Consider the following 25,464-nt stretch of genomic DNA (forward strand, 5'->3'; position numbering starts at 1 on the left):
GAAGAATATGTCTATTTTAAAATTAAATCAAATTGATTATTCATATAAAAATGGAAAAAATGTATTAAAAAATATAAATATGGAATTTGAGCAAGGTAAGTTCTATACAATTTTAGGTACATCAGGAGCTGGGAAAAGTACATTATTATCCTTATTAGCAGGATTAGATGAACCTAAAAATGGTCAAATTTTATTCGAAAATACAGATATAAAAGAAAAAGGATATGAATACCATAGAAAAAATAATGTATCTTTAGTTTTCCAAAATTATAATTTAATAGATTATTTAACACCATTAGAAAATATAAAAATAGTAAATCCAAAAGCTAGCAAAATGGATTTAGAGGTACTTGGATTAAAAGAAGAAGAGATAAATAGAAATGTTTTACAGTTATCAGGAGGACAACAACAACGTGTTGCAATAGCAAGGGCATTAGTTGCTAATTCACCTATAATACTAGCTGATGAGCCAACTGGAAACTTAGATAGTGATACAGCAAGTGAAATTGTAGAGATATTAAAGTCAAGTGCACATGAACATGGAAAGTGTGTAATTGTTGTAACTCATAGCAAAGAAATGGCTAAAGAAGCTGATGTGATACTAAGATTAAAAAATAGGGATTTAGTAGAAATTTAAATTTATAAAAAGGAGGATTAATTATGAGAAAATATAGTAAACAAAATAAGAATTTTATAGTTGTAGTATTATATGTTATATCTTCTATTACAGCTATATACACATTATTTAGTATATATAATTCATATATATACATTTCGGGACTTGTAAATAACAAGGGTTTAGTTATAAGTGAACAGTTAATGAGTGTTATATCTTATTACATAAATGCATCGATGCCATATGTATTTTATACTATAGCTATTTGGGGGATAGGTTATATTATATATAAGCTAGATAACTTAAAAATGTATGAGGCAAATAGTGAAGATAATCAGGTAGAAAAGTATATTGATATGGAAAAAGCTGAGCAAGATTTAGATTCTTTTGTCAGTACATTGAAAAGTAAATAGTATTTAATAACAAAGGAAAAGCTAATAAATAATAGTTAAGAAAATCGTCTCAACCATTGAAATCTACGAAAAGGTATTGATTAAAAAATCAATACCTTTTTTATTTTTAATATTTATAATAGATTAACACTAATCCATTCTTCAAAATAATTCATATATAATTAAAAAGCTATAATATATGAAACTTATGATTTTCATAGAGTTATAGGTGTTAATAATTAGTTAAAATATTAAAAATAATGTAATAAATTCTTTTTTATACTTTAAATTTATCCAATTAAGATATATTATAAAAAAGAATGTATATGTTAATATTTTATTATATTAATGTTAATTTTATAACATACATTAAAGTAATATATTGGAGGGAAAATGATACTTTACGAGAGAAAACACAAAGAAATAGCAAAAGAATATGCTTATAGGGTTTTAAAAGATAATATTATGTATTTAGATTTAAAACCAGGGGAATTATTAAGTGAGTCTAATTTATCTGAAAAATTAAAAATTTCTAGAACACCAATAAGAGAAATTTTAATGAAATTAAAAAATGAACACCTTATTGAAGTTAAACCTCAAGCAGGTACTTATGTATCACTGATAGATATGGACCTTATAAATGAAGCCATATTTATGAGATCTGTACTAGAAAAAGAAGTCTTAATACAAGCTTGTAATACATTTCCAGAAGAATTATTTATAGAATTAGAAAAGAATTTATTTGCACAAAAATTAGTTGTTGATAAACCAGGAAAAGAAATCGAGTTTCATGATTTAGATAAAAATTTTCACAAGTTAATATTCTTAGGATGTAATAAAGCAAATATATGGGATGCTATTATGAATATAGGTACTCACTACAATAGAATGCGGCTTTTAGCTGAAATGAAAAGCAATAAAATGCAGATAATAAAACAGCATGAAGAAATGCTAGATATAATTAAAAATAAAGAATTTGATAAGATAGATACGTACATAAACAAACATATAGTAGAACCTGCAAGTAAATGGGAAACATTAATAAATGAAAATGAAGAACTAAAGGCGTTCTTTAAGTAAAAGTATATAAAACATACATCAATAAATTACAAGTGTATGTTTTATATACTTTTTATTTATAATGAATTGTAGAAATATTTGCAATTTATTGTAGAATTTTAGGAAAAGGTATTGCATTAGTAAAATTGATATGCTAGTATACAAGTATATCATAAGAGTGGAGGTACAATATATGAAATTACCATTTAGTATTGACTTAAAAGATAAGGTAGCTGTAGTAACAGGTGGTACAGGTATACTTTGTGGGGCTATGGTTGATGCTTTAGCTGAATGTGGAGCTAAAGTAGCTATACTTGCATTAGGGAAAGAAGCTTGTGAAGCTAAAGCTAAAGAAATAGTAGACAACGGTGGATGTGCTATAGGTATAGAAGCTAATGTTTTAGATAAAGAAAGTTTAAAAAGAGCACATGAGATAATTTTAAAAGAATTTGGACCATGTGATATATTAATAAATGGAGCTGGTGGAAACCATCCAAAAGGAACTACAACTAAAGAATACTTACTTGAAGAAGATTTAGATAATGAAGAATTAACATCATTCTTTGACCTAGATCAAAAAGGGGTAGAGTTTGTATTTAATTTAAATTTCTTAGGAACATTACTTCCATCACAAGAATTTAGTAGAGATATGATAAATAGAGAAGGATGTACAATTATAAATATATCTTCAATGAATGCATATACTCCTCTTACTAAAATACCAGCATACTCAGGAGCAAAGGCTGCAGTAAGTAATTTTACTCAATGGTTAGCTGTACATATGTCAAGAGTTGGAATAAGAGTAAATGCTATAGCACCTGGATTCTTTGTAACAGCTCAAAATGAAAAGTTATTATTTAATGAAGATGGAACTCCAACAGAAAGAAGTCAAAAAATATTAAATAGTACACCAATGGGAAGATATGGTGAAGCTGAAGAATTAATAGGAACATTATTATATTTAGTAAGTAGTGAGGCATCAGGATTTGTAAATGGTGTAGTAATACCAGTAGATGGAGCATTTAGTGCTTACTCAGGAGTATAGGAGATAGATTATGTTAAATACTATAAAAAATGAGGGAATTGTTGCAGTAATAAGAGCAAAGGACCATGATGAAGCTAAAGGATATATAAATGCTTGTGTAAATGGTGGAATAAGAGCAGTAGAATTAACGTATTCAATACCTAATGTTGTTGACTTAATAAATGAATTAAGCTGTGATGAAAAATTAATATTAGGTGTTGGAAGTGTTTTAAATAAAAAAATGGCTAAAGATGCAATTTTAGCTGGAGCAAAATATGTTGTAAGTCCAGGGTATAATGAAGAAGTTAATAAAGTATGTAAGGAATTAAACACTCTTTATTTACCAGGATGTATGACAGTAACTGAAATAATGAATGCTATAGAAAATGGAAATCAGATGGTAAAATTATTCCCAGGAGACGTATTTGGACCTAAATATGTAAAAGCTATAAAAGCTCCAATACCTCACGTTGAAATAATGCCAACAGGTGGAGTTAGTATAGATAATGTAGATAAGTGGTTTGAAATGGGAGTTTCTTGTGTAGGAGTAGGTAGTTCATTATTTGGAGCAGGAAGCTTAGAAGATATAGAAAAACTAGCTAAAGAATTTGTGGAGAAAATAAAAGATGTTAAAAGCAAATAATAAAAAGGTTTTAGGATTTGGGGAAATAATGCTAAGACTTACACCTCCTAATAATCAAAAGATTATACAAGTTAATTCATTTGATGCAACTTATGGTGGAGGAGAAGCAAATGTAGTTGCGAGTTTAGCAAGTTTTGGACATCAAACTAAGTTTGTGACGAAATTACCTAATAACTCTTTAGGTGATAAAGTTATAAGAGATTTAAGGGGTTATAATGTAGATACAAGTGATATATTACAAGGTGATGGAAGACTTGGTATTTATTTTTTAGAAATTGGGCATGGACTTAGAAGCACTGAAGTTATATATGATAGAAAATATTCCGCTATATCTATGGCTAATAAAGATGAGTTTGATATAGAGAATATGCTAAAAGATGTTAAAATGGTTCATTTATCAGGGATAACACCAGCGTTAAGTAAAGAATTATATGAATTAACTATAGAGATAGCAAAACATTGTCATAATACTGGTATACTAGTATCCTTGGATTCTAATTATAGAGCGAAACTTTGGAGCTTAGAGGATGCTAAAGGATTTTTAGAAGAAATACTTCCTTTTGTAGATATAGCTTTTTTAGGAAGTTTAGATATGACAAATATATTAAAATATGAAGATTTAGGTTTGGAATTTGAAGATAACCTTAAAAATTTATATAAAAGATTATTTGAAAAATATCCAAATATAAAATATGCAGCTTGTACAAAGAGAACTGTTCATTCAATAAATAATAATTCATTAAAAGGTTATTTGTTTGATAATGAAAACTTATATAGTTCAAAGGAATACAAATTCGATATATTAGATAGAGTTGGTGGAGGAGATGCATTTACAGCAGGTATACTTCACGGAATTTTAGATAATTTAGATAAAAAAGATATCATAGAATTTGGAGTTTGCGCAAGTGCATTAAAGCACTCTATAAAGGGTGATATAAACATAATAGATAAAGATAGCGTAACAAGCTTGATAGGAAAAGGATTGCAAAATATAAAAAGATAATTGGGGAGAATAAGAATATGGAAATGACGTTTAGATGGTATGGAAAAGATGACCCTGTAAAGATAGAGTACATCAGACAAATACCTGGTATGAAAGGGATAGTAACTGCAATATATGATATAGCAGTAGGAGAAGTTTGGCCATTAGAAAAAATATTAGAGTTAAAAAAGACTGTAGAAGATAATGGATTAAAGCTTTCAGTTATAGAAAGTGTACCAGTTCATGAGGATATAAAATTAGGTTTACCAACTAGAGAAAGATACATAGAAAATTACAAGGAAACATTAAGAAACTTAGGAAAAGCAGGTATAGAAACAGTATGTTATAACTTTATGCCAGTATTTGATTGGACTCGTTCAGATCTAAACTATGAGCTTGAAGATGGTTCAACTTGCTTAATATATGATGAAGAAACAGTTAAGAAGATGGACCCAGCATTAGGTGAATTAGAACTTCCAGGATGGGATACATCTTATGGAGAAGGTGGATTAGGTGCATTACTTGATAAATACAAGGATGTAGATGAAGAAAAATTATGGGAAAACTTGGAGTATTTTATAAAAGAAATAATACCTGTAGCTGAAGAAAGTAACGTAAAAATGGCTATACATCCAGATGATCCACCATGGTCAATATTTGGACTTCCAAGAATAATAACTAATTTTGAAAACTTAGAAAGATTTATAAATCTTTATGATAGTGAATATAATGGTATAACTTTATGTACAGGATCATTAGGATGCACTAAAACTAATGATATAGTAAAAATGGTAAATTACTTTGGTAAAGAAAAGAACAGAATAAACTTTGCTCATTTAAGAAATGTTTTAATAACAGGAGATAGCAGTTTCAACGAAGTTGCTCATTTATCTGAGGCAGGGTCACTAGATTTTTATGAAATAGTAAAAGCATACTGTGATTATGAATTTACAGGTCCATACAGACCAGATCATGGAAGAATGATATGGGGAGAAACTGGAAGACCAGGATATGGATTATATGATAGAGCACTAGGAGCTGTTTATATAAACGGATTAATAGAAGCAATAAATAAAAATAAATAATTAAAATAATTAAGTAGTGTTTTAAAATAAATTTTATTTTAAAACACTACTTATAAAAATAGCATAAAAAAGTAAAAAGTGAAAACTAAAATACTAATTTAGGAGAAAATTATGAAAAAGTTTATGGACCAAGATTTTATATTATCAAATGAAGTAGCTAAAATCTTATATCATAATAATGCTTCAAAAATGCCGATATTTGATTACCACTGTCATTTGCCATCAATTGAAATAGCACAAGATAAAGAATATGAAAATGTAACTCAATTATGGTTATATCATGATCATTATAAGTGGAGAGCAATGAGAAGTTTTGGGATAGACGAAAAGTATATAACAGGGGATGCTAGTGATTTTGAAAAATTTTATGAATTTGCCAATATGATGCCGTACTTAATAGGAAATCCTATATATCATTGGACACATTTAGAACTTAAAAGATATTTCAATGTAGAAGAAACTTTAAGTGCAAAGACTGCAAAAGATATTTGGGAAAAATGTAATAATGCTATAGTTAAAAATAATTTAACTGCAAGAAACTTAATACGTATGTCTAATGTAGTTTATATAGGAACTACAGATGATCCAATTGATGATTTAAGATACCACAAAGAAATTAATAGTGATGATAGTTTTGAGTGTGAGGTAAGACCTACATTTAGACCAGATAAAGCATTAAAAATACAAAATGAAGATTTCTGTGATTATATAAAGTTATTAGGGGAAACAGAAAATACAGAAATTAAAGACTATGATAAATTAATAGAAATATTAGAAAAAAGGTTAAATTACTTTGTAGAAAATGGCTGTAATATAACAGATCATAGTTTAGAAAGAGTTTATTTTAAACCTGCTAGCAAAGAAGAAGTCGAAAATATTTTTGTTAAAGTTTTAGCGAAAGAGAAAATAAGTATAGAAGATGCTCAAAAATACACAACATTTACATTAATAGAATTAGGGAAAATGTATAGTGAAAGAAACATGGTAATGCAACTTCATATAGGGGCGCTTAGAAATAACAATACTAGAATGTTTAATGCTGTTGGAGTAGATGCAGGATTTGATAGTATTGACGATGGAGAAATCGCTTTCTCGTTATCGAGGTTATTAGATAGCTTAGATGTAGAACACAAGTTACCAAAAACTATCCTTTATTGTTTAAATCCAAAAGATAATGAAGTATTAGGAACTATGATAGGAAATTTCCAAGGAGGACAAGTTGCAGGAAAAATTCAATTTGGATCTGGCTGGTGGTTTAACGACCAAAAAGATGGAATGGAAAGACAGCTTATAGCACTTTCACAATTAGGTCTAGTTAGTAAGTTTGTAGGAATGCTTACAGATTCAAGAAGTTTCTTATCATTTACAAGACATGAATATTTCAGAAGGATTCTTTGTAATTATTTAGGAGAGTTAGTTGAAAATGGAGAGTATCCATATGATTTAGAAACATTAGGAAATATAGTAGAAGATATATGTTACAACAATGCTAAAAAATATTTTACAAAATAATCCTAGGGGGAATTTAAATATGAATAAAAGGATTAAAGCGCTTTTACTTGTGGCTATAACTAGTTTATCAGTAGTTGGATGTAGTTCAAGTAAAGATAATGAAGCAAGAGTTATGAGAGTTGCTCACAACCAAGGTGAGGATCATCCAATACATCTAGCACTAAAAAAGTTTGAGGAAATTGTAGAAGATAAAACTAATAATGAAATAGATATACAAGTATACCCAAATGAATTATTAGGTGGACAGCGTGAGTCAGTAGAGCTTACTCAAACAGGAGCTATAGATATAGCTGTTGGAAGTATAAGTTTGCTTGAAAGCTTTAACAAATCATATAGTGTATTTAACCTTCCATATTTATTTGACAGTAAAGAACACTACCATTCTGTAATGAATGACGAAAATATAATGAACGATATATATGAATCAACTAGAGAATCTGGATTTGTTGGTCTTACATGGTTTGATGCAGGTTCAAGAAATATGTATACAACAGATAAACCTATAATGAAGCCACAAGATTTAAAGGGTAAGAAAATAAGAGTTCAACAAAGTCAAACAAACATAAGAATGATGGAATTATTAGGTGGTTCTGCTACACCAATGAGTTTCGGAGAAGTTTATACTGCTCTTCAACAAAAGGTTATAGATGGAGCTGAAAATAATGAATTAGCACTTACTAATAATAAGCATGGAGAAGTTGCGAAACATTATTCATATAACCAACATGGTATGATTCCAGATATATTAATAATGAATGCTAAGCTATTAGAAAATTTAAGTGAAGAACATAGAAATATAATATTAGATGCAGTTGATGAAATAAATAAATTTGAAGTTGATGCTTGGGAAGATAAAGTAAATGAAGCAGTAGAACAATCAAAAAAGATGGGAGTAAAATTTTACTATCCAGATATAGAACCATTTAAAGAAAAAGTTTTACCACTTCACAGAGAACTGACTGAAAAAGACAAAGAAGTTAAAGCTGTATACGATAAGATACAAGCAAAAGCACCAAAAAGTAAATAAATACTAGTAGGGAGGAACAAAGGTGAATAAATTCAGAAATATATTAAACAAAGTAATAGAAGTAATATGTATTACACTACTAGCATTTATGGTAGTTTTAGGTACTTGGCAAATAATAACTCGTTATGTTTTAAATAATCCAAGTACAGTATCGGAAGATTTGCTAATATATTCATTTGTATGGATGTCTTTACTAGGTTCAGCTTATGTATTTGGTAAAAAAGATCACATGACTATGGTGTTTTTTAGACAAAAACTTGAATCAAAAAGTCCTAAGGTAAAAATTATATTAAATGTAATTACAGAATTACTAGTAATGATATTTTCGGCATTCGTTTTAGTGCTAGGAGGATTCCAAATAAGTATGTTAGCTATGGGTCAAATATCACCAGCACTAGGAATATCTATGGGATATATATATTTATCACTTCCATTATCTGGAGTGATAACAATCATTTACAATATATTAAACTTAATGGATTTAAAGCAAGAAATCGGTCAATCAAATAAAAAGAATGTAAATGTTATGTAGAAATTAAAAATAATAATTAATCCGAGGGAGATAAGATTATGGAATTAGCATTTCAAGCAGGTTCAGCTATAGCTATTGTGTTTCCTATACTACTTTTATTAGGAATACCAATATCTGTGACTATAGGTATAGCATCTATATTTGGAATAATCACTACACTATCGTGGGATGTAGCAGTATTAACTGGGGCACAAAGAATATTTACGGGAATAGGTAGTTTTTCATTATTGGCAATACCATTTTTCGTATTAGCAGGAATAATAATGAATAATGGTGGTATTGCATTAAAATTAGTAAATTTCGCAAAAATATTAAGTGGTAAATTGCCAGGATCTTTAGCTCATACAAATGTAGTAGGAAATATGTTATTTGGAGCAGTAAGTGGTTCTTCAGTTGCAGCAGCGGCGGCAATCGGTGGAACAATGGCTCCACTTCAAGCTGAGGAAGGTTATGATAAAAACTATAGTGCAGCAGTTAATATAGCCTCTGCACCAACTGGGCTTTTAATTCCTCCAAGTAACTCACTTATAATATATTCATTAGTAAGTGGAGGAACATCAGTAGCAGCACTGTTTATGGCTGGGTATATACCTGGTATATTATGGGGATTATCAGTAATTATAGTAGCATTTATACTTGCTAAAAAGTATAAGTATTCAAATAAATATAATATAAGCTTTAAGGAAGCTATGAAAGTATTTATAGAGGCACTTCCTAGTTTAGCTTTAATATTTATAATAATAGGTGGTATAGTAGGTGGAATATTCACAGCTACAGAAGGAGCAGCTGTTGCAGTTGTATATTCTTTCGTATTATCATTCTTTTTTTATAAATCTATAAAAGTAAAAGATATTCCAAGAATATTATTAGAAACAGTTGAAATGACAGGTATAATAGTATTCTTAATAGGTGTATCATCAATAATGTCTTGGGTTATGGCATTTACAAATATTCCAAGTGCAATAACAGAATTATTATTAGGAATATCTTCAAGTCCAGTTGTAATATTACTAATAATGAATTTAATATTATTAATAGTTGGTACATTTATGGACTTAACTCCAGCAATATTAATATTTACACCAATATTTTTACCAATAGCTAAAAACTTTGGAATGGATCCTATCCAATTTGGTATAATGCTTATATTTAACTTATGTATAGGTAATATAACACCGCCAGTTGGAAATACACTATTTATTGGATGTAAAGTAGGTAAAACAAAAATAGAAGAAGTAATAAAACACTTATTACCATTTTATATAGGTATATTGGTTGTACTTATATTAGTAACATTTATACCAGAAATAAGTTTATTTATACCTAAACTTATGGGAATGATTTAGTATAAAAAAACTTAATAATATAAAAAAGAGATATTGGATAATTAGTCTAATATCTCTTTTATTATGACCACAAGCAACTGTTACTTGAAGTAATAATGATTCAGATTCAAATGGTGGACGAAAAGTTGGTCTTGTATATTTCATGAAAATTCACTCCTAATTTCTTAATATATTAATCTATATATATTTTACTATAAAAAAAATATATAGTAGTACACACTTTAGGTAAGTAAGAAGTTCAAAATGAAATAGATAGGATGTATTTAAAGTTTATTATGAAGTTAGTTTATAATTATTTATTTTTACACAATATTGAACATATATAACTTCATATGCTAATCTATATAAGAGAATAATTGTAAAATAATATAAAAAGTTATAAATAAAATACATATCCAAAAACAAGAGGAGTAAAACATGAAGGAAGAAATAACAAAACCATTAGGCGAAGTAACTTCAGAAAAAATAATAAAGTTAATAGTAGACCACAACCTAAAAATAGGAGACAAATTACCCAACGAATATGAACTAGCAGATAAATTAGGTGTAGGTAGAAGTACAATAAGAGAAGCAATAAAAGCACTAGTATCAAGAAATATACTAGAAATAAAAAGAGGTTCGGGAACATTTATAAGATGTGGGGTAGCAGATGATCCATTAGGATTAATATTTGTAAAAGACAAACTAAAACTAGCGGTTGACTTACTAGAAATAAGATTTATGATAGAGCCTAAAATAGCAAGTTTAGCAGCTATAAACGCAACTAAAGAAGATATAGAAGAAATGTCAAAACTATGTGATGAAGTAGAAGAACTTATATTAAATGGCATACCACATATGGAAAAAGATATAGAATTTCATACAGCAATAGCTAGAAGTAGCAAAAACTTAGTAACAACAAACTTAGTTCCAATAATAAATAAATCCATATCAGTATTTATAGACATTACAAATACACAACTAAAAAATGAAACAATAGAAACGCATAGAGAAATTTTAAATGCAATAAAAAACAAGAATGCAAATGAAGCACATGATGCTATGTTACTTCACTTAGCATACAACCGTAGAAATATAAACAGGATAGTAGCTGAAAACAAATTAAATAAATAAAACAAAAATACATCTGATTAATCGGATGTATTTTTGTTTTTGTATCTAATGATATGTCGATTAAAACTGCTTGAATAGCTTAGGAAAAAGTTTTTTATGGAAAAATAGATAAAATATTGTAAAAATACATCAGACGTGTTAATATTAAGAAAAGAAAGACGTCTGACGTATTATAAAAAATCAATAAGGAGAGTAAGATATGATTAGTCAAGAAGTTAGAAAAATAGCTCCTGAAATGGATCCTTTAAGAAGAGGTATGGGATGGAGTGTGGATGATTTATCTAAACCACAAATAATAATTGAAAGTACTTTTGGAGATAGCCATCCAGGAAGTGCGCACCTTGATATATTTGTAAATCAAGCTATTAAAGGTGTTAATGAACTTGGGGGAAAAGGTTCTCGATTTTATGCAACTGATATATGTGATGGTCAAGCACAAGGCCATGATGGAATAAATTATTCTTTAGTATCAAGGGATATACTAGCAGCTTTAATAGAAATACATGCAAATGCAACGCCTTTTGATGCTGGAGTATTTATATCAAGCTGTGATAAGGGAGTTCCGTCTCATTTAATGGCAATAGGTAGAGTAAATATTCCATCAATAGTTGTTACTGGTGGAGTTATGGAAGCTGGGCCTAATTTACTTACATTAGAGCAAATAGGAATGTATAGCGCTATGTATCAAAGGGGAGAAATAACAGAAGATGAGTTAACATATTACAAGCATAATGCATGTCCTTCATGTGGTGCATGTTCATTTATGGGAACGGCTTCAACAATGCAAGTTATGGCAGAAGCATTAGGATTAATGTTACCAGGAAGTTCTTTAATGCCAGCAACATGCAAAGATTTAGAGGATGTAGCTAAAGAAGCAGGACGTTATGCTGTGAAGTTAGCTAAGTTAAATTTAAAGCCAAGAGATATAGTAACTTATAAATCTTTTGAAAACGCTATTATGATTCATGCAGCAATTTCAGGTTCAAGTAATTCATTATTACACATACCAGCAATTGCACGTGAATTTGGAATAGAACTTGATGCAAATGAATTTGATAAAATACATAGAAATATACCGTATCTACTAGACATCAGACCTGCTGGAAAATGGCCAGCAGAGTACTTCTACTATGCTGGCGGAGTTCCTGCAATAATGGAAGAAATAAAAGATTATTTACATTTAGATGTTATGACAGTTACAGGAAAAACATTAGGTGAAAACTTAGAAGATTTAAAAACAAATGGGTATTATGAAAAGTGTGATGAGTATTTAAGTAAAGTTGGATTAAAAAGAGAAGACGTAATACGTAAAAATACAAATCCAATAGGTGACAATGGTGCAATAGCTATACTTGGAGGTAATCTAGCACCGAAAGGAGCTGTTGTTAAGCACTCTGCAGTTCCAAAAGAAATGCACAAAGCTATATTAAAAGCTAGACCATTTGATAGTGAAGAAGAAGCTATAAATGCAATATTAACAAAAGCTATAAAGCCAGGTGATGCAGTTATCATAAGATATGAAGGACCAAAGGGAAGTGGAATGCCTGAAATGTTTTATACAACAGAAGCTATATCATCAGATGAAGAATTATCAGCAAGTATAGCATTATTAACAGATGGAAGATTCTCTGGGGCGTCTAAAGGGCCTGCAATAGGGCATATATCACCAGAAGCTGCAGTAGGGGGACCAATAGCTTTAGTTTGTGAAAATGATTTAATAGAAATTGATATAGAAAGTAGAAAATTACAGGTTATAGGAATTAATGGTAAAAAATGTAGCTTAGACGAAGTTGAAAAAGTATTTGAAGAACGTAGAAAAAATTGGGTTCCTAAAGAGGAAAAATACAAATCAGGAATACTAAGTATATACTCTAAGAATGCAGTTGATCCAATGCTAGGTGGATATATGAAATAATTAAAAATCAATTATAAAATGGGGGAAAAATATGTTAACGGGACCATTATTAATAGGTGTATTTTTATTAGCAATCGCTATATTATTAGTTTCAATAATAAAGTTTAGACTTAATGCATTTATAGCATTATTAATAACATCATTAGTAACATCTATTTTAGTTGGAATGCCAATAGGAGATATAGCCTCTACTATCTCAGGTGGATTTGGTTCTACATTAAGTGGAATTGGTATAGTAACTGGATTAGGTGTAATGTTAGGAAAGTTCATGTTTGAATGTGGAGCAATAGAAACTATATCTAATGCAATACTTAAAAAGTTTGGTGAGAAAAATAGTCCAGCAGCAATAGCTATATCAGGATTTTTAACTGGGATACCAGTATTTGGGGATGTAGTATATATAATGTTTGCGCCTATGTTAAGAGTGTTATCTAGAAAAACTAATATATCAATGGTAACATTCGCATGTGCAATATCAGTAGCAACAACTTGTACATATTCATTAGTAATACCTACACCAGCACCACTTGTTGTTTCAGAAAGTTTAGGAGTAGATGTAGGAATATTCTTTGTATATGCAATTTTAACAGCTTTTGTAGCAACACTTACAGGTGGAATATTATATGGGAAGTTTTTAGATAAGCAAGATAAGAAAAATGGGCATTTCTATACTTTTGAAGATATAGAAGAAGTAGAAGATGAATTAGAAGCGACAAAAGAAACTAGAGCTATGCCATCTTTTATGAAGTCTTTATCAATCTTATTAGTTCCAATAATGCTTATACTTTTAGGGAGTTTTATACCTTTAGTATTGGGGGATGACAATTCGGTAGTACCTTTGTTTAAGTTCTTGGGAGATAAAAATGTTGCAATGCTAATAGGTGTTATATATGCAGCGCTTATATCAAAACCTTATATAACTAAAAGTGTATCTGATATTATGAATGACGCAGCTGACCAAATTGGTCTTATATTACTAATAACTGGAGCAGGGGGAGCTTTCGGAAAAGTTTTACAGGCAACAGGAATAGCAGATTATATAGCTGGTTCATTATCTCAATTTAGTATACCAATATTACTGCTTTGTTTCTTAATATCACAAATTATACGTTGTGCACAAGGGTCAACAACAGTTGCACTTATGACAACAGCATCTATACTAGGTGGAACAATAGCAGCAAGTTCTGTATCTCCTGTATTATGTGCAATAGCAATATGTGCAGGCGGAATAGGGTTATCACTTCCAAATGATTCGGGATTCTGGGCTATAAGTAGATTCTTTAAAATATCAGTTCAAGACACTATAAGAGGTTGGACAATAGGTGGATTTATAGCAGGTTTATCAGCACTTGCATTTATATCTATACTATCTTTATTCCAAAACTTTTTACCAGGTCTTATGTAATTAGTTTTTAAATATATAAGTTTAATCGGAGGAATTTATTATGAAGAAGATGAAGGTTTTAAAAGCACTACAAGCGTGTGGAGTAGTTGCTGTTGTTCGTGGAAATACAAAAGAAACAGGAATAAACATTGCAAAAGCTTGTATAAAAGGAAATGTAAAAGCAATAGAAGTAACTTATACTAATAAATTTGCAAATGAAATAATACGTGAATTAAGTGAAGAATTTAAAACTCAAGATGATGTAGTAATAGGAGCAGGAACAGTACTAGATCCTGAAACTGCAAGACTTGCTATATTACAAGGAGCTGAATATATAGTATCACCATCATTTAATTTAGAAACTGCTGCTTTATGTAATAGATATAAAGTAGCTTATATACCAGGAGTTATGACTATAAATGAAATAGTTTCAGCACATGAAAGTGGAGTTGATGTTATAAAATTATTCCCAGGAAGTGCATTTGGACCAAGCTATATAAAAGCTATAAAAGGACCTCTTCCATATGCAAATGTAATGGTAACTGGAGGGGTTAACATAGACAACTTAGATACATGGATAAATGCTGGAGCTGATTTAGTAGGAATAGGTGGAGAGTTAAATTCTATCGGAGAAGAAGGTAAATTTGATGAGATAACATCAATATGCAAAAAGTATATAGAAAAAATAAACAAAGTAAGAGGATAATAAAATGAGAGTAGCTGGATTTGGAGAAATAATGCTTAGACTAGCAACTAATAAAGGTTTTATTGTATCTAATACAAACAACTATAATGCAAATTATGGTGGAGGAGAAGCAAATGTTTTAATATCTTTATCAAAGTTTGGGATAGATACAAAAATGATAACCAAAGTTTCTAATAATGACATTGGAGAAGGAATCATAAGTTACTTAAATAGCCATAGAGTAAATACTAACCAAGTTCAAAAAAGTGAAGAAAGAACGGGAATATACTTTTTAGAATCAGGAAGTGGAAATAGAGCATCAAAAGTAATTTATGATAGAGCAAACTCAGCATTTAGTAATATGAAAGTTACTGATTTAGATATAGAAAAAGCTTTAGAAGATGTAGATTTGTTTCATTTTTCAGGAATAACTTTAGCTTTATCTAAAGAACTAAGGGAATTAACTATGAATATACTAAAGCATTGTAAAAAGAACAATATATTAGTAAGTTATGACTCCAATTATAGAGCAAAGCTTTGGACTATAGAAGAAGCAAGACAAGCTACATTAGATATATTGCCTTTCGTAAATATACTATCAGCAGGAATATTAGATGCTGAAAATATATTAAAAATGAATTGTGAACATGAAGATAAGTATGAAAAGTTAAGTCATTATTATAATGAAATAAATGAAACTTATCCAAATATAAATCATATGTTTTCATCAATAAGAACTATACAGTCAGTATCAGTAAATACTTTACAATGTAATTACTATACTGAAGGTAAGCTTTATACATCTAAAGAATATATTATAGACGATATAGTAGATAGAGTAGGTGGAGGGGATGCCTTAACTGCTGGAGTAATATATTCTATATTAAATAATAAAGAAGCTGAGTACCTAGTAGAGTTTGCAACAGCAGCATCAGTTTTAAAACATAGTATATATGGAGATGCAAACTTAGTTAATATAGATGATGTAGAAAACTTAATGAAAAATGGAGCTGGAAAAATAGCTAGATAATTATTAAAAGATTGAATGAATCTGATTCTAATCAATTTAAAACTGAAAAATATGAAATATAAGGGTATTGATAAATGTTAAATAAAAAAGAGATATTGGATAATTAGTCTAATATCTCTTTTTTTATATTTAATCTAATTTTTTTAGTAGATAACAAAAAAGTTATAAGAGTTATTTTTATAGGAGGATTTTTTTGATATATAAATGAAAGTTAAATAGTATAGCAATCATAATTTTATAAGTATAAAAATAAGGAGGGAAGAAATATAATGGAAATAAAATCAAATTACGAGATTCAAGCAGAAAAAAGTAAGTTAGAATTTATAAAGTGGGATCATATAAAAATTGCAAAAAAGTTTGACTTAGAATATGATGAGAATTATTTATATATTTATTTTTTAAAGCAAAAATATAGACTAAATAAAACTACGGGAAATATTGAAAAAACCTATGATGAAGTAAACTACATTGGAGCAAAACATAATGAAGTTATGACTATTTTAGATTTACTTAGTTATTCAAAAGATAATTTACAATTATCAGGTAATTGGACGAATGTTACTAGCTTAAAGGGAACAGTTCAAACGGGTAGTATTACCAATCACAATGATTTATTTTTGCCATATGCTAATAAATTTTCAGGTAGAATAAATGATTTAAAAAAAGCCTGTGAAAAGTTAGGTGCAAAAGAAGTTAAAAAGGGTGATATGGGTTATATAATTGATCTCTTTGAAAATTTACCATTAATGGTTATTTTTTATGAAAAAGATTGTGATTTCCCAGCGGAATTTAAAATTTTATGGGATGAAAATATCTTAGATTATATGCATTATGAAACTACATTTTATGCAGTTTTGCATCTATTTGACAGAATTGAAGAATTAATAGTAAATTAAATAAAACATTACTATTAAATAGGTGAAAAATTAATGTTTAATTCTATAATAGGTATACCTAATAAAAAGCCACCTAAAAAAGGTATTATCAAAATTTCGATAATACCTTTTATCTATTACTTAAGTAATGAAACACCTTTGTTATAGTATTCATCCATCATATCTTTAGGAACCATGCTTCCTCCAGTTGCCCAAGCTATATGAGTTATGTTTTCTAGCTTATCTTCAAGATTATTATCTTTTAAATATTTCTTACCTTCTTTTGAAGTAAGTACATTTACCATACCTGGAACACCAGCAAGAGCAGATGGTTCTAAGAATATGTTTTCGCTATCAGCCATCTTAGTTAATAATCTGTACATATTTTCATCAGTAACAGAGTAGCATCCACTCATTAATTTTTCTAATGTCTTACCAACAAATCCAGAAGCTCTACCAACTGCTAATCCATCAGCAGCAGTTATATTATCTATTCCAAAGTCTTGAACAGATACATTATCATGCTCACCAGTCATACATCCTATCATCATACATGGAGAATGTGTTGGCTCAGCAAAGAAGAAGTGTACATTATCCTTGTATAAAAGTTTAAGTCCGAAAGCAACTCCACCAGGACCTCCACCAACACCACATGGTAAGTATACAAATAATGGATGATCAGAATCTACTTTTACGTTCATATCTTTTAATTGCTTATCTAATCTTTTAGCAGCAACAGAATATCCTAAGAATAAGTTTTTAGAGTTTTCATCATCTACGAAGTAGCTATTAGGATCTGCATCAGCTTGGTTTCTACCTTCTTCAACAGCTTTACTGTAGTCAGATTCATATTCTATAACTTCAACACCTCTGCTTCTTAATAAGTCCTTTTTCCATTGTCTAGCATCTGCAGACATATGAACTGTAACTTTAAAACCTAGTTTAGCACTCATTATACCTATACTTAGACCTAAGTTTCCTGTAGAACCAACTACTACAGAATATTGAGAGAAGAAATCTCTAACTTCATCGCTATCTAATTTAACATAGTTATCTTCTAATGATATTATGTTGTTTGCTAAAGCTAAATCTTCCGCATGCTTTAATACTTCGTATATTCCACCTCTAGCTTTTATAGATCCAGATACTTTAAGGTGACTGTCACACTTTAATAATAAGTTTCCAGCAAGTTCTTCACCACATATTTCTTCTAACTTAGCTTTCATGTTATCTATTTTAGCTATTGGAGACTCTATTATTCCGTTTTCTGATTGAGTTTCAGGGAATACTTGAGCTATATATGGAGCAAATCTATTTAATCTTTCCTGTGCATCTAGTACATCAGATTCAGAAAGAGAAACATTTTCCATACCCTTATCAAAAGAAGTATGAAGTGGATTTATCCATATAGATTCTTTTAAATCTATTATTTCTTGTAATAAAGGATATTCTTCGATCCAAGTTGATATTTCTTTGTTTAAAACTTTTTCATTAGACATAATCATAACCATCCTTATATTCTTATTTTCAACTCTTAAATATAAATATTTATATACATTTAATTTAAAAGTTGAAGTTTATATTAACTTTATTTGTTAATTTTATTAATAAATACTTAATTAAATTTAAAATAATTAAATAACACTTAATTGATACTAACATTTTTTTATTATTTATGTCAATAGAATTTAATTATTTTTATAAAAATTAAATATAATTTAATTAAATTGCTAAGAATAAGTTATATTGATATAATTATGTAATAATAATTTTAAATAAATGAATGAGGTAATTAATGTATGAATGAAGTAGATATATCAAGAAACATTACTGAGTATAGAAAGAAAAAAGAGTTAACTATAAAGGAATTAGCTAACTTAACAGGTGTAACACCTTCTTTACTTAGTCAAATAGAAAAGGGAACATCAAACCCATCTATAAACACACTAAAACAAATTTCAAGTGCTTTAGATATACCACTATTTAAATTTTTCATAAATGATAATACAACTGAAGATTTAGTAGTTAGGAAAGATAGTCGTAAAAAAATAATGTTTGCTGAGGACGATAGTTTTGCATATGAATTATTGACTCCAAATTCTCAAGGAGCTATAGAGTTTATGCTTATGAAGATACCAAAAGGAGAGTCATCTTCAAAGGAACTTTTTAGTCATAAGGGAGAAGAAGTAGCTTATGTTATGAAAGGTTGTGTGAGTTTACATTTAATGAACACAGTTATTGAATTAAACTGTGGAGATAGTGTAAAAATACCGCCACATTCAAATCATAAGTGGGAGAATAATACCAATGAAGATTGTGAAGTTATATTTGCAGTAACGCCTCCGTCATTCTAGAAAAATAAATGATGATATAGCTAATATGGCAGATAGAGTTATAACTATTAAGGATGGTAAAGTTTTATATTAATATAGCTGTGATTTTTAAGGTAAGTTTTTTTCGGCTAAGCTGATTTGCTTACCTTTTTTTTCGTTAAAATTGATTATAGATGAGTTTATTTAACTATGTATTACTTTATTGAATAAAATAAAAAATTTAAATAGCATTTGCAACAATATATATTTTAAAATTGTATTTATATATGAAAGGAAAAAAACATAAATATTTATTGGAGGTAAAATTATGAAAAATAAAATAAGTATACTAGTAGCAGCGTTATTAGTTTCAATAAGTGGAACCTTAGTATTTGCAGACAATAACTCATCAAATAATAAACAAGACTCTAAAAATCATCCTGTACAAATAACACCAGAACAACTAGATGTTATGGGGACAATAACAAATATAAAACATGAAGGAGATAACTTAATAATAAGAGTAGAAGCTGTTAAAGATGAGAACATTAAAGATGGAATTGCTACACTAAACTTAAAACCAGAAGCTAGATATGACATAGCAGACGTTATAATAAATAAAAATACGATAATCAAAAAATCAGACTCAGATAAAGTACTTAAAGCATCAGATATAAAACAAAATCAGAGATTAGAAGTTAAATTTGAAAAAATAGAAGGTAGATCTTATCCAGTATATGCTAATGCATATAGTATTATGATTACTGATATGAAAAATTATTAAAAATATAAAAAATTCTAAATATTTACAATACTGTGAAATTGTGCTATAATAATTTATAATAAATAAAACTTAATATAAATTACCTCATCTAAAAAAAGATTGAGGTAGAGGTCGCATTTGCTAAGAGTAATATTGAAGAGGTCGGAATCCAATGACTCAATATAAAAGGAGTAAGTGCCGAAGTGCTAGTGTCCAAAGCTAGTGCTGGGACTGTATTTAATAAGTACAGTACTGTCATCAAAATTATCCCGAGTTTTGATGGAGAGCTATCTTAAGTAAGATATAGGGAAGATGTAGGTATGTTGTATTTGGCATATTCAGCTCAACATGTACTCATGTTGAGCTTTTTTAATATATGCGTGAAGCAAACTTTTACATCTATATAAACTAAGATAGAAAAAGGGAAAAAGACAATTAATTGTCTTACTTAAAAAAATGGGGGGAGATTAAAAATGAACATTTTAAGAAAAAGAAAGTTTACTATGCCAAATACACTTACTATAATATTTTTACTAATAGTAGTAATGGCAATTCTTACTTGGATAGTGCCAAGTGGAAGTTTTGAAAGAGAAGACATAGAAGGAAGAATGGTTGTTGTAGCTGGAACTTATGAAAAAGTAAAATCAAATCCACAAGGGGTTACAGATGTATTTACAGCACCTATAAATGGATTTATAGATGCAGCTGAAGTAGTTGGATTTGTTTTAATAGTTGGAGGAGCTTTTGGAATAGTTAATAAAACAGGAGCTATAGAAGCCGTTATAGCTCATACTGTAAACAAAATGAAAAAATTCCAATTCCTAATAATACCTATATCAATGATACTATTTGGATTAGGCGGGACAACGTTTGGAATGAGTGAAGAAACACTGCCTTTTTATATGATATTTATTCCACTTATGACTAGCATGGGATATGATTCACTAACAGCAGTGGCAACAGTTTTTATAGGAGCAACAGCTGGATTTGGAGCAGCTACTACTAATCCTTTCTCTGTAGGAATAGCTCAAGCACTTTCAAATATAGCACCAGGTTCTGGAATAGAGTATAGAGTTATTATGTTTGTAATATTCATGTCTATAAGTATAGCATTTGTTATGATGTATGCTAATAAAGTTAAAAAGGATCCGACAAAGTCTTTAGTTCAGAATATATCATTAAATCAAGAAGCAATAGATAGTAGTGATATAAATATAAAGGAGTTTACAAAAAGAGAAGCTATGGTAATAGCAATTTTTACAATAGGTATGGGAATTATGGTGTATGGAGTTTTACAATTAGGTTGGTACATCACTGAGATTGCAATGGTATTTACAGCTATAGGTGTAATATCAGGATTAGCAGCAGGACTTAAACAAGATGAAATAGTTAGTTCGTTTACAAGTGGAGCAAAAGATTTAATGTCAGCAGGATTATGTATAGCATTTGCACGTGGAATAGTTATAATTGCAGAAAATGGATATATAATAGATACAATCTTAAATTCTGCAGCAAATGTATTAAATGGATTACCAAAAGCTATATTTATAAATTTAACTTTCTTAATAGAAGGTTTAATAGCATTTTTAATACCATCAGCATCAGGACTTGCATCACTTACAATACCTGTTCTTGCACCACTTGGAGATTTAGTAGATGTATCTAGACAAATGATAGTTACAGCTTATCAATTTGGCATAGGTATAACTAATTTAATAACACCTACATCTGGAGTTTTAATGGGAGCACTAGCACTAGCTAATATTCCTTGGTCAAAGTGGATTAGATTTATAATGCCTTTAATTTTAGTTCTAGTAATTACTACAATGGTATTTTTAACAACAGGATTATATATAGGGTTTTAATATAGCATTTTTAGCAGAATAAACTTTTAGGAGGTCAATAACAAAGGGTTGCAATAAATCATGAACTTACAAACAAATTTTTTGCTATAAACATAAAATAAATAATATGTAGTAAATATGGGTTTAGTGAGATTCATTTCCACCATTTAAAACCATGAAAATAGTATTGGCTATATAGTCAATACTATTTTTGATTTAATATATCTTAATTATGGAAAAGATATGCCAAAATTCCCAATTAATTATATAACTAAAATTTTCGGAATACACTGCAAATTTTTACAATATACGACAATAACTATTGATATAATATCTGAGGGAAAGAGGGTGATAAAGTGATAGATCAAAATGTTGTAACTCGGGTAGAAAAGAAATATGAAATAAATGCATTTACTGCAATGAACTTAAAAAGCATTTTATGTAAAACATTAATTCAAGATTCGCATAATACCAATGATGGGTATATGGTTAGATCGTTATATTTTGATACATTTTACAATAATGACTATTTTGACAAAGAAAATGGATTAGAATATAGAAGAAAAATAAGACTTAGGACATATGATCCAAGGGCGCAATTTCTAAAATTAGAACTTAAACAAAAAGAAGGTGAATATCAGCATAAACATTCATTAACTATACCAAAAAACATGGCTCAAAGACTTTTAGATGGACACTATGAAGTATTAAAAGAACTAAACAATAGTTTTGCAGATAAATTGTACACTATAATGCAGACTAATTTATATAGGCCAAAATGTATAGTAGAGTATAAAAGATTAGCTTATATAGTTAAAGAAAACAATACAAGGATAACTATAGATAGTGATTTGAAATCTAGTGAGTCAAATATGGATATATTTAATCCTTCACTATCTCTAAATAAGGTAACTAGTAAAACAATACTGGAAGTAAAATACAACAATTTTTTATTAAGTTATGTAAAAGACATAATAGATAATACTAATAAATCTCAAACATCAGCTAGTAAATATTGTATGTCGAGATATATTAGCTACTTATAAGGGGGAAAAAACTAGAAATGAAAGAAATGATTTTAAAATACTTTCAAGAAAGTAATTCATCAATGAGTATTGAACAGGTATTACTTAATTTTTTAGTATCAATAATATTGTCTATAGTAATATATTTGGCATATAGATATTCTCATTCAAAGGCAGTATATAGTCAAAGATTTAATGTATCGCTTTCCATGTTAACTATAGTAACTACTATGGTTATGAATGTAATTGGAAATAATATAGCTCTATCTCTAGGTATGGTGGGGGCACTGTCTATAGTTCGTTTTAGAACAGCTATAAAAGACCCAAGAGATTCAGTTTATATCTTTTGGTGTATAGTAGTAGGTATTTGTTGTGGAGTATCTGAATATACAATAGCAGGTATAGGAAGTGCAATATTATTTATATTCTTACTTATATTTGGGCATATAAAGTCAAATGATAGGTATTTACTTGTAATACATGCAAAGGCAAAAGTTGAAGAAGAAATAGAAAAAGCTATCTTAGTATTTTATAATGGTGAAGCTAATATGCGTGTAAAAAATACTACAAGTGAAAGAGTTGAATATATATATGAACTTTCACAACGTATAATAAATTCTTCTAAAGACAAAGGACATATCAATAAAAAACTATATGAACTAGATGGAGTAGAAAGCGTTAACTTAGTTTGCCAAAATGAGGATATAAATAGATGATAAGAAAAATATTAGCTAGTAAAAGAAATCTAAGTATATTGGTAGCAATAGGATTACTAGTATCAAGTATTTCACTATCTATACTTATAGAAAAAAATTCTCAAAAAAGAGTACATAATCATAGACAAAAAGATATAAAAAATCAGCCAAGAGAATTTGATATGAAAGAGGATTATACTATAAGTGATTCTTTTAGTACTCATTTGCCATTAGTAGTTATAGATACTAATGGTGAAAGCCCAAAGTCTGGTGTTACTTGGGATCCAGAAAAAAGGTACTTTACACCGGTAGATATAGATCCATACGTTGATGGAAGTATAAGTATTATTGATAATGAGGGAAGCATAAATAATATTAAAGATAAGCCTACTAATAAATCAGATATATTAATCAAGCAAAGAGGTAACACCTCAACTAGATTTCCTAAAAAACAATATTTAATAAAAACAATAAATAAAGATGGAAGCAAAAATAAGCAAGATATATTAGGCATGGGAGAAGAATGGGAATGGGTACTGAATATATCTTATATAGATAAAACTCTACTTAGAAATTATATGGCTTTAAATATTGCAGGAGAAATAATGCCATATACTCCAGATGTAAGGTACTGTGAAGTGGTAATGAAGGATGATGATAAGTATACTTATGAAGGTGTATACCTTATGATGGAAAATGTAAAACAAGGAGAAGATAGAGTTAATATTTCTAAGTATGATAATAAGTTTACAAAATCATCATATTTACTAAGAAGAGATAGATTTGAAGAAGATGCTATATTTTTAGATAATTATTCAACTAAAAATGAGCTTCCCGTAGGATATTTAGAGGTTAAATATCCACAAAAGGATGAAATAACAAAAAAAACTATAGAATATATAACTAACGATATAAATAAGTTTGAAGAATGTATTTATTCTAATGACATTGATAAGTTTTACAAGTATAGAGATTATATAGATGTGGAATCATTTATAGATTATTTTATAATAAATGAATTTTTTGCTAATTATGACTCTGGATATCATTCAACTTATATATATAAAGAAAATGGTTCTAAAATTAGCATGGGTCCAGTTTGGGATTTTGATATGTGTTTAGATAATGATATAAAGTTAGAAAATGCATTAAAAGTTGATTCTACAGCTATGCATGATGCACCTTGGTTTAGGCAACTATTAAAGGATGCTAATTTCACTAAAAAAGTTATAGATAGATATAAATATTTAAGAAAAGACATATTAAGTGAGACGAATTTAATAAAATATATAGATGATACTGTGAACTTTTTAGGGCCTAGTATCGAAAGAGATAAACGTAGATGGAAATATGAGGGCGAATATAATACTGAAATTGAAAAAATTAAATTAGTTATAAAGGAACATGGAAAATGGTTAGATGAAAATATAGATTCATTATACCAATTTAGTGAATTTAGTGAAAAAGGGATAAATAAAAGTGAATTAGAAAAAGCAAAAGATTTCATATTAGGTGATGATAAAAAAACAATAGCTATTAGTATACTATCAGTAATATTCATAAGTATATTTATATTATCTATAATCCTTGTACAAAGAGATTAAA

At 28.7% G+C, this 25,464-nt stretch carries 24 protein-coding genes and 1 riboswitch; of the genes, 23 read left to right on the plus strand and 1 reads right to left on the minus strand.

What is annotated here, in order from left to right:
- The first annotated feature begins 7 nt into the window (after positions 1-7).
- From H8891_RS04225 to H8891_RS04305, 17 genes are all read left to right on the plus strand, one after another.
- Entirely contained in the window at positions 8-637 is a 630-nt protein-coding gene (locus H8891_RS04225; protein ID WP_187005324.1) for an ABC transporter ATP-binding protein, read from the plus strand.
- Between the two features lie 23 nt (positions 638-660).
- On the plus strand, positions 661-1,029 hold the full coding sequence (locus tag H8891_RS04230; protein WP_187005325.1) for a hypothetical protein: 369 nt from the start codon (positions 661-663) through the stop codon (positions 1,027-1,029).
- A 372-nt stretch (positions 1,030-1,401) separates the two neighbouring features.
- Positions 1,402-2,088 (plus strand): GntR family transcriptional regulator, encoded by a 687-nt coding sequence (locus H8891_RS04235; protein WP_187005326.1) that lies wholly within the window; start codon positions 1,402-1,404, stop codon positions 2,086-2,088.
- 172 nt (positions 2,089-2,260) lie between these two features.
- Positions 2,261-3,112, plus strand: a complete 852-nt coding sequence (locus tag H8891_RS04240; protein ID WP_187005327.1) for an SDR family oxidoreductase — start codon at positions 2,261-2,263, stop codon at positions 3,110-3,112.
- Between the two features lie 10 nt (positions 3,113-3,122).
- Positions 3,123-3,734 carry a bifunctional 4-hydroxy-2-oxoglutarate aldolase/2-dehydro-3-deoxy-phosphogluconate aldolase gene (locus H8891_RS04245; RefSeq protein ID WP_207723551.1) on the plus strand — a complete coding sequence of 204 codons (612 nt, stop codon included), beginning with the start codon at positions 3,123-3,125 and terminating at the stop codon, positions 3,732-3,734.
- Complete coding sequence (locus tag H8891_RS04250; protein WP_187005328.1) at positions 3,718-4,737, plus strand: sugar kinase; 1,020 nt, start codon at positions 3,718-3,720, stop codon at positions 4,735-4,737. Before H8891_RS04245 ends, H8891_RS04250 begins: the two co-directional genes overlap by 17 nt.
- Positions 4,738-4,754: 17 nt before the next feature.
- Positions 4,755-5,801: a mannonate dehydratase gene (uxuA, locus tag H8891_RS04255; RefSeq protein ID WP_187005329.1), complete on the plus strand. Its 1,047-nt coding sequence runs from the start codon at positions 4,755-4,757 to the stop codon at positions 5,799-5,801.
- Between the two features lie 111 nt (positions 5,802-5,912).
- Positions 5,913-7,313, plus strand: a complete 1,401-nt coding sequence (uxaC, locus tag H8891_RS04260; RefSeq protein WP_187005330.1) for a glucuronate isomerase — start codon at positions 5,913-5,915, stop codon at positions 7,311-7,313.
- Between the two features lie 19 nt (positions 7,314-7,332).
- Positions 7,333-8,340, plus strand: coding sequence for a TRAP transporter substrate-binding protein (locus H8891_RS04265; protein WP_147544700.1), 1,008 nt, complete (start codon positions 7,333-7,335; stop codon positions 8,338-8,340).
- Between the two features lie 22 nt (positions 8,341-8,362).
- The gene (locus H8891_RS04270; protein ID WP_187005331.1) at positions 8,363-8,872 is read left to right on the plus strand and encodes a TRAP transporter small permease subunit; all 510 of its coding nucleotides are present in this window, start codon (positions 8,363-8,365) and stop codon (positions 8,870-8,872) included.
- A gap of 38 nt (positions 8,873-8,910) precedes the next feature.
- Positions 8,911-10,218, plus strand: coding sequence for a TRAP transporter large permease (locus tag H8891_RS04275; protein ID WP_147544698.1), 1,308 nt, complete (start codon positions 8,911-8,913; stop codon positions 10,216-10,218).
- A 417-nt stretch (positions 10,219-10,635) separates the two neighbouring features.
- Entirely contained in the window at positions 10,636-11,331 is a 696-nt protein-coding gene (locus H8891_RS04280) for a FadR/GntR family transcriptional regulator (RefSeq protein WP_187005332.1), read from the plus strand.
- Between the two features lie 199 nt (positions 11,332-11,530).
- Positions 11,531-13,246 (plus strand): dihydroxy-acid dehydratase, encoded by a 1,716-nt coding sequence (ilvD, locus tag H8891_RS04285; RefSeq protein ID WP_187005333.1) that lies wholly within the window; start codon positions 11,531-11,533, stop codon positions 13,244-13,246.
- 31 nt (positions 13,247-13,277) lie between these two features.
- The gene (locus H8891_RS04290) at positions 13,278-14,651 is read left to right on the plus strand and encodes a GntP family permease (RefSeq protein ID WP_187005334.1); all 1,374 of its coding nucleotides are present in this window, start codon (positions 13,278-13,280) and stop codon (positions 14,649-14,651) included.
- Between the two features lie 40 nt (positions 14,652-14,691).
- Positions 14,692-15,336, plus strand: a complete 645-nt coding sequence (locus tag H8891_RS04295) for a bifunctional 2-keto-4-hydroxyglutarate aldolase/2-keto-3-deoxy-6-phosphogluconate aldolase (protein WP_187005335.1) — start codon at positions 14,692-14,694, stop codon at positions 15,334-15,336.
- Between the two features lie 4 nt (positions 15,337-15,340).
- Complete coding sequence (locus H8891_RS04300; protein ID WP_187005336.1) at positions 15,341-16,345, plus strand: sugar kinase; 1,005 nt, start codon at positions 15,341-15,343, stop codon at positions 16,343-16,345.
- Positions 16,346-16,614: 269 nt separating this feature from the next.
- Entirely contained in the window at positions 16,615-17,241 is a 627-nt protein-coding gene (locus tag H8891_RS04305) for a DUF3786 domain-containing protein (RefSeq protein WP_187005337.1), read from the plus strand.
- Between the two features lie 116 nt (positions 17,242-17,357).
- On the opposite strand, the gene H8891_RS04310 is transcribed toward H8891_RS04305, so the two are convergent.
- Entirely contained in the window at positions 17,358-18,719 is a 1,362-nt protein-coding gene (locus H8891_RS04310; protein ID WP_187005338.1) for a D-serine ammonia-lyase, read from the minus strand.
- Between the two features lie 300 nt (positions 18,720-19,019).
- Here H8891_RS04310 and H8891_RS04315 point away from each other — a divergent pair, with 300 nt between their 5' ends.
- The 6 genes from H8891_RS04315 (at position 19,020) to H8891_RS04340 (ending at position 25,463) form a co-directional block, all read left to right on the plus strand.
- Positions 19,020-19,574, plus strand: a complete 555-nt coding sequence (locus H8891_RS04315) for a helix-turn-helix domain-containing protein (protein ID WP_187005339.1) — start codon at positions 19,020-19,022, stop codon at positions 19,572-19,574.
- Between the two features lie 286 nt (positions 19,575-19,860).
- Positions 19,861-20,316, plus strand: coding sequence for a hypothetical protein (locus H8891_RS04320; RefSeq protein WP_187005340.1), 456 nt, complete (start codon positions 19,861-19,863; stop codon positions 20,314-20,316).
- 97 nt (positions 20,317-20,413) lie between these two features.
- Positions 20,414-20,593, plus strand: a riboswitch (Lysine riboswitch).
- Between the two features lie 175 nt (positions 20,594-20,768).
- Positions 20,769-22,160, plus strand: coding sequence for a YfcC family protein (locus tag H8891_RS04325; RefSeq protein WP_187005341.1), 1,392 nt, complete (start codon positions 20,769-20,771; stop codon positions 22,158-22,160).
- Positions 22,161-22,495: 335 nt separating this feature from the next.
- Entirely contained in the window at positions 22,496-23,185 is a 690-nt protein-coding gene (locus H8891_RS04330; RefSeq protein WP_187005342.1) for a VTC domain-containing protein, read from the plus strand.
- Positions 23,186-23,202: 17 nt separating this feature from the next.
- Positions 23,203-23,880 carry a DUF4956 domain-containing protein gene (locus H8891_RS04335; RefSeq protein ID WP_187005343.1) on the plus strand — a complete coding sequence of 226 codons (678 nt, stop codon included), beginning with the start codon at positions 23,203-23,205 and terminating at the stop codon, positions 23,878-23,880.
- Complete coding sequence (locus H8891_RS04340) at positions 23,877-25,463, plus strand: CotH kinase family protein (protein WP_187005344.1); 1,587 nt, start codon at positions 23,877-23,879, stop codon at positions 25,461-25,463. The genes H8891_RS04335 and H8891_RS04340 overlap by 4 nt, the downstream gene beginning before the upstream one ends.
- Position 25,464 lies beyond the last annotated feature (1 nt).

It is taken from the genome of Paeniclostridium hominis (genome assembly GCF_014306135.1).
Classification (GTDB): Bacteria; Bacillota; Clostridia; order Peptostreptococcales; family Peptostreptococcaceae; genus Paraclostridium; species Paraclostridium hominis.

What these genes read in the sequence shown, in the direction of transcription:
- H8891_RS04225 (WP_187005324.1), top strand. Translation starts at nt 8, where the DNA reads ATGTCTATTTTAAAATTAAATCAAATTGATTATTCATATAAAAATGGA.
- H8891_RS04230 (WP_187005325.1), top strand. Translation starts at nt 661, where the DNA reads ATGAGAAAATATAGTAAACAAAATAAGAATTTTATAGTTGTAGTATTA.
- H8891_RS04235 (WP_187005326.1), top strand. Translation starts at nt 1,402, where the DNA reads ATGATACTTTACGAGAGAAAACACAAAGAAATAGCAAAAGAATATGCT.
- H8891_RS04240 (WP_187005327.1), top strand. Translation starts at nt 2,261, where the DNA reads ATGAAATTACCATTTAGTATTGACTTAAAAGATAAGGTAGCTGTAGTA.
- H8891_RS04245 (WP_207723551.1), top strand. Translation starts at nt 3,123, where the DNA reads ATGTTAAATACTATAAAAAATGAGGGAATTGTTGCAGTAATAAGAGCA.
- H8891_RS04250 (WP_187005328.1), top strand. Translation starts at nt 3,718, where the DNA reads ATGTTAAAAGCAAATAATAAAAAGGTTTTAGGATTTGGGGAAATAATG.
- uxuA (WP_187005329.1), top strand. Translation starts at nt 4,755, where the DNA reads ATGGAAATGACGTTTAGATGGTATGGAAAAGATGACCCTGTAAAGATA.
- uxaC (WP_187005330.1), top strand. Translation starts at nt 5,913, where the DNA reads ATGAAAAAGTTTATGGACCAAGATTTTATATTATCAAATGAAGTAGCT.
- H8891_RS04265 (WP_147544700.1), top strand. Translation starts at nt 7,333, where the DNA reads ATGAATAAAAGGATTAAAGCGCTTTTACTTGTGGCTATAACTAGTTTA.
- H8891_RS04275 (WP_147544698.1), top strand. Translation starts at nt 8,911, where the DNA reads ATGGAATTAGCATTTCAAGCAGGTTCAGCTATAGCTATTGTGTTTCCT.
- H8891_RS04280 (WP_187005332.1), top strand. Translation starts at nt 10,636, where the DNA reads ATGAAGGAAGAAATAACAAAACCATTAGGCGAAGTAACTTCAGAAAAA.
- ilvD (WP_187005333.1), top strand. Translation starts at nt 11,531, where the DNA reads ATGATTAGTCAAGAAGTTAGAAAAATAGCTCCTGAAATGGATCCTTTA.
- H8891_RS04290 (WP_187005334.1), top strand. Translation starts at nt 13,278, where the DNA reads ATGTTAACGGGACCATTATTAATAGGTGTATTTTTATTAGCAATCGCT.
- H8891_RS04295 (WP_187005335.1), top strand. Translation starts at nt 14,692, where the DNA reads ATGAAGAAGATGAAGGTTTTAAAAGCACTACAAGCGTGTGGAGTAGTT.
- H8891_RS04300 (WP_187005336.1), top strand. Translation starts at nt 15,341, where the DNA reads ATGAGAGTAGCTGGATTTGGAGAAATAATGCTTAGACTAGCAACTAAT.
- H8891_RS04305 (WP_187005337.1), top strand. Translation starts at nt 16,615, where the DNA reads ATGGAAATAAAATCAAATTACGAGATTCAAGCAGAAAAAAGTAAGTTA.
- H8891_RS04310 (WP_187005338.1), bottom strand. Translation starts at nt 18,719, where the DNA reads ATGTCTAATGAAAAAGTTTTAAACAAAGAAATATCAACTTGGATCGAA.
- H8891_RS04315 (WP_187005339.1), top strand. Translation starts at nt 19,020, where the DNA reads ATGAATGAAGTAGATATATCAAGAAACATTACTGAGTATAGAAAGAAA.
- H8891_RS04320 (WP_187005340.1), top strand. Translation starts at nt 19,861, where the DNA reads ATGAAAAATAAAATAAGTATACTAGTAGCAGCGTTATTAGTTTCAATA.
- H8891_RS04325 (WP_187005341.1), top strand. Translation starts at nt 20,769, where the DNA reads ATGAACATTTTAAGAAAAAGAAAGTTTACTATGCCAAATACACTTACT.
- H8891_RS04335 (WP_187005343.1), top strand. Translation starts at nt 23,203, where the DNA reads ATGAAAGAAATGATTTTAAAATACTTTCAAGAAAGTAATTCATCAATG.
- H8891_RS04340 (WP_187005344.1), top strand. Translation starts at nt 23,877, where the DNA reads ATGATAAGAAAAATATTAGCTAGTAAAAGAAATCTAAGTATATTGGTA.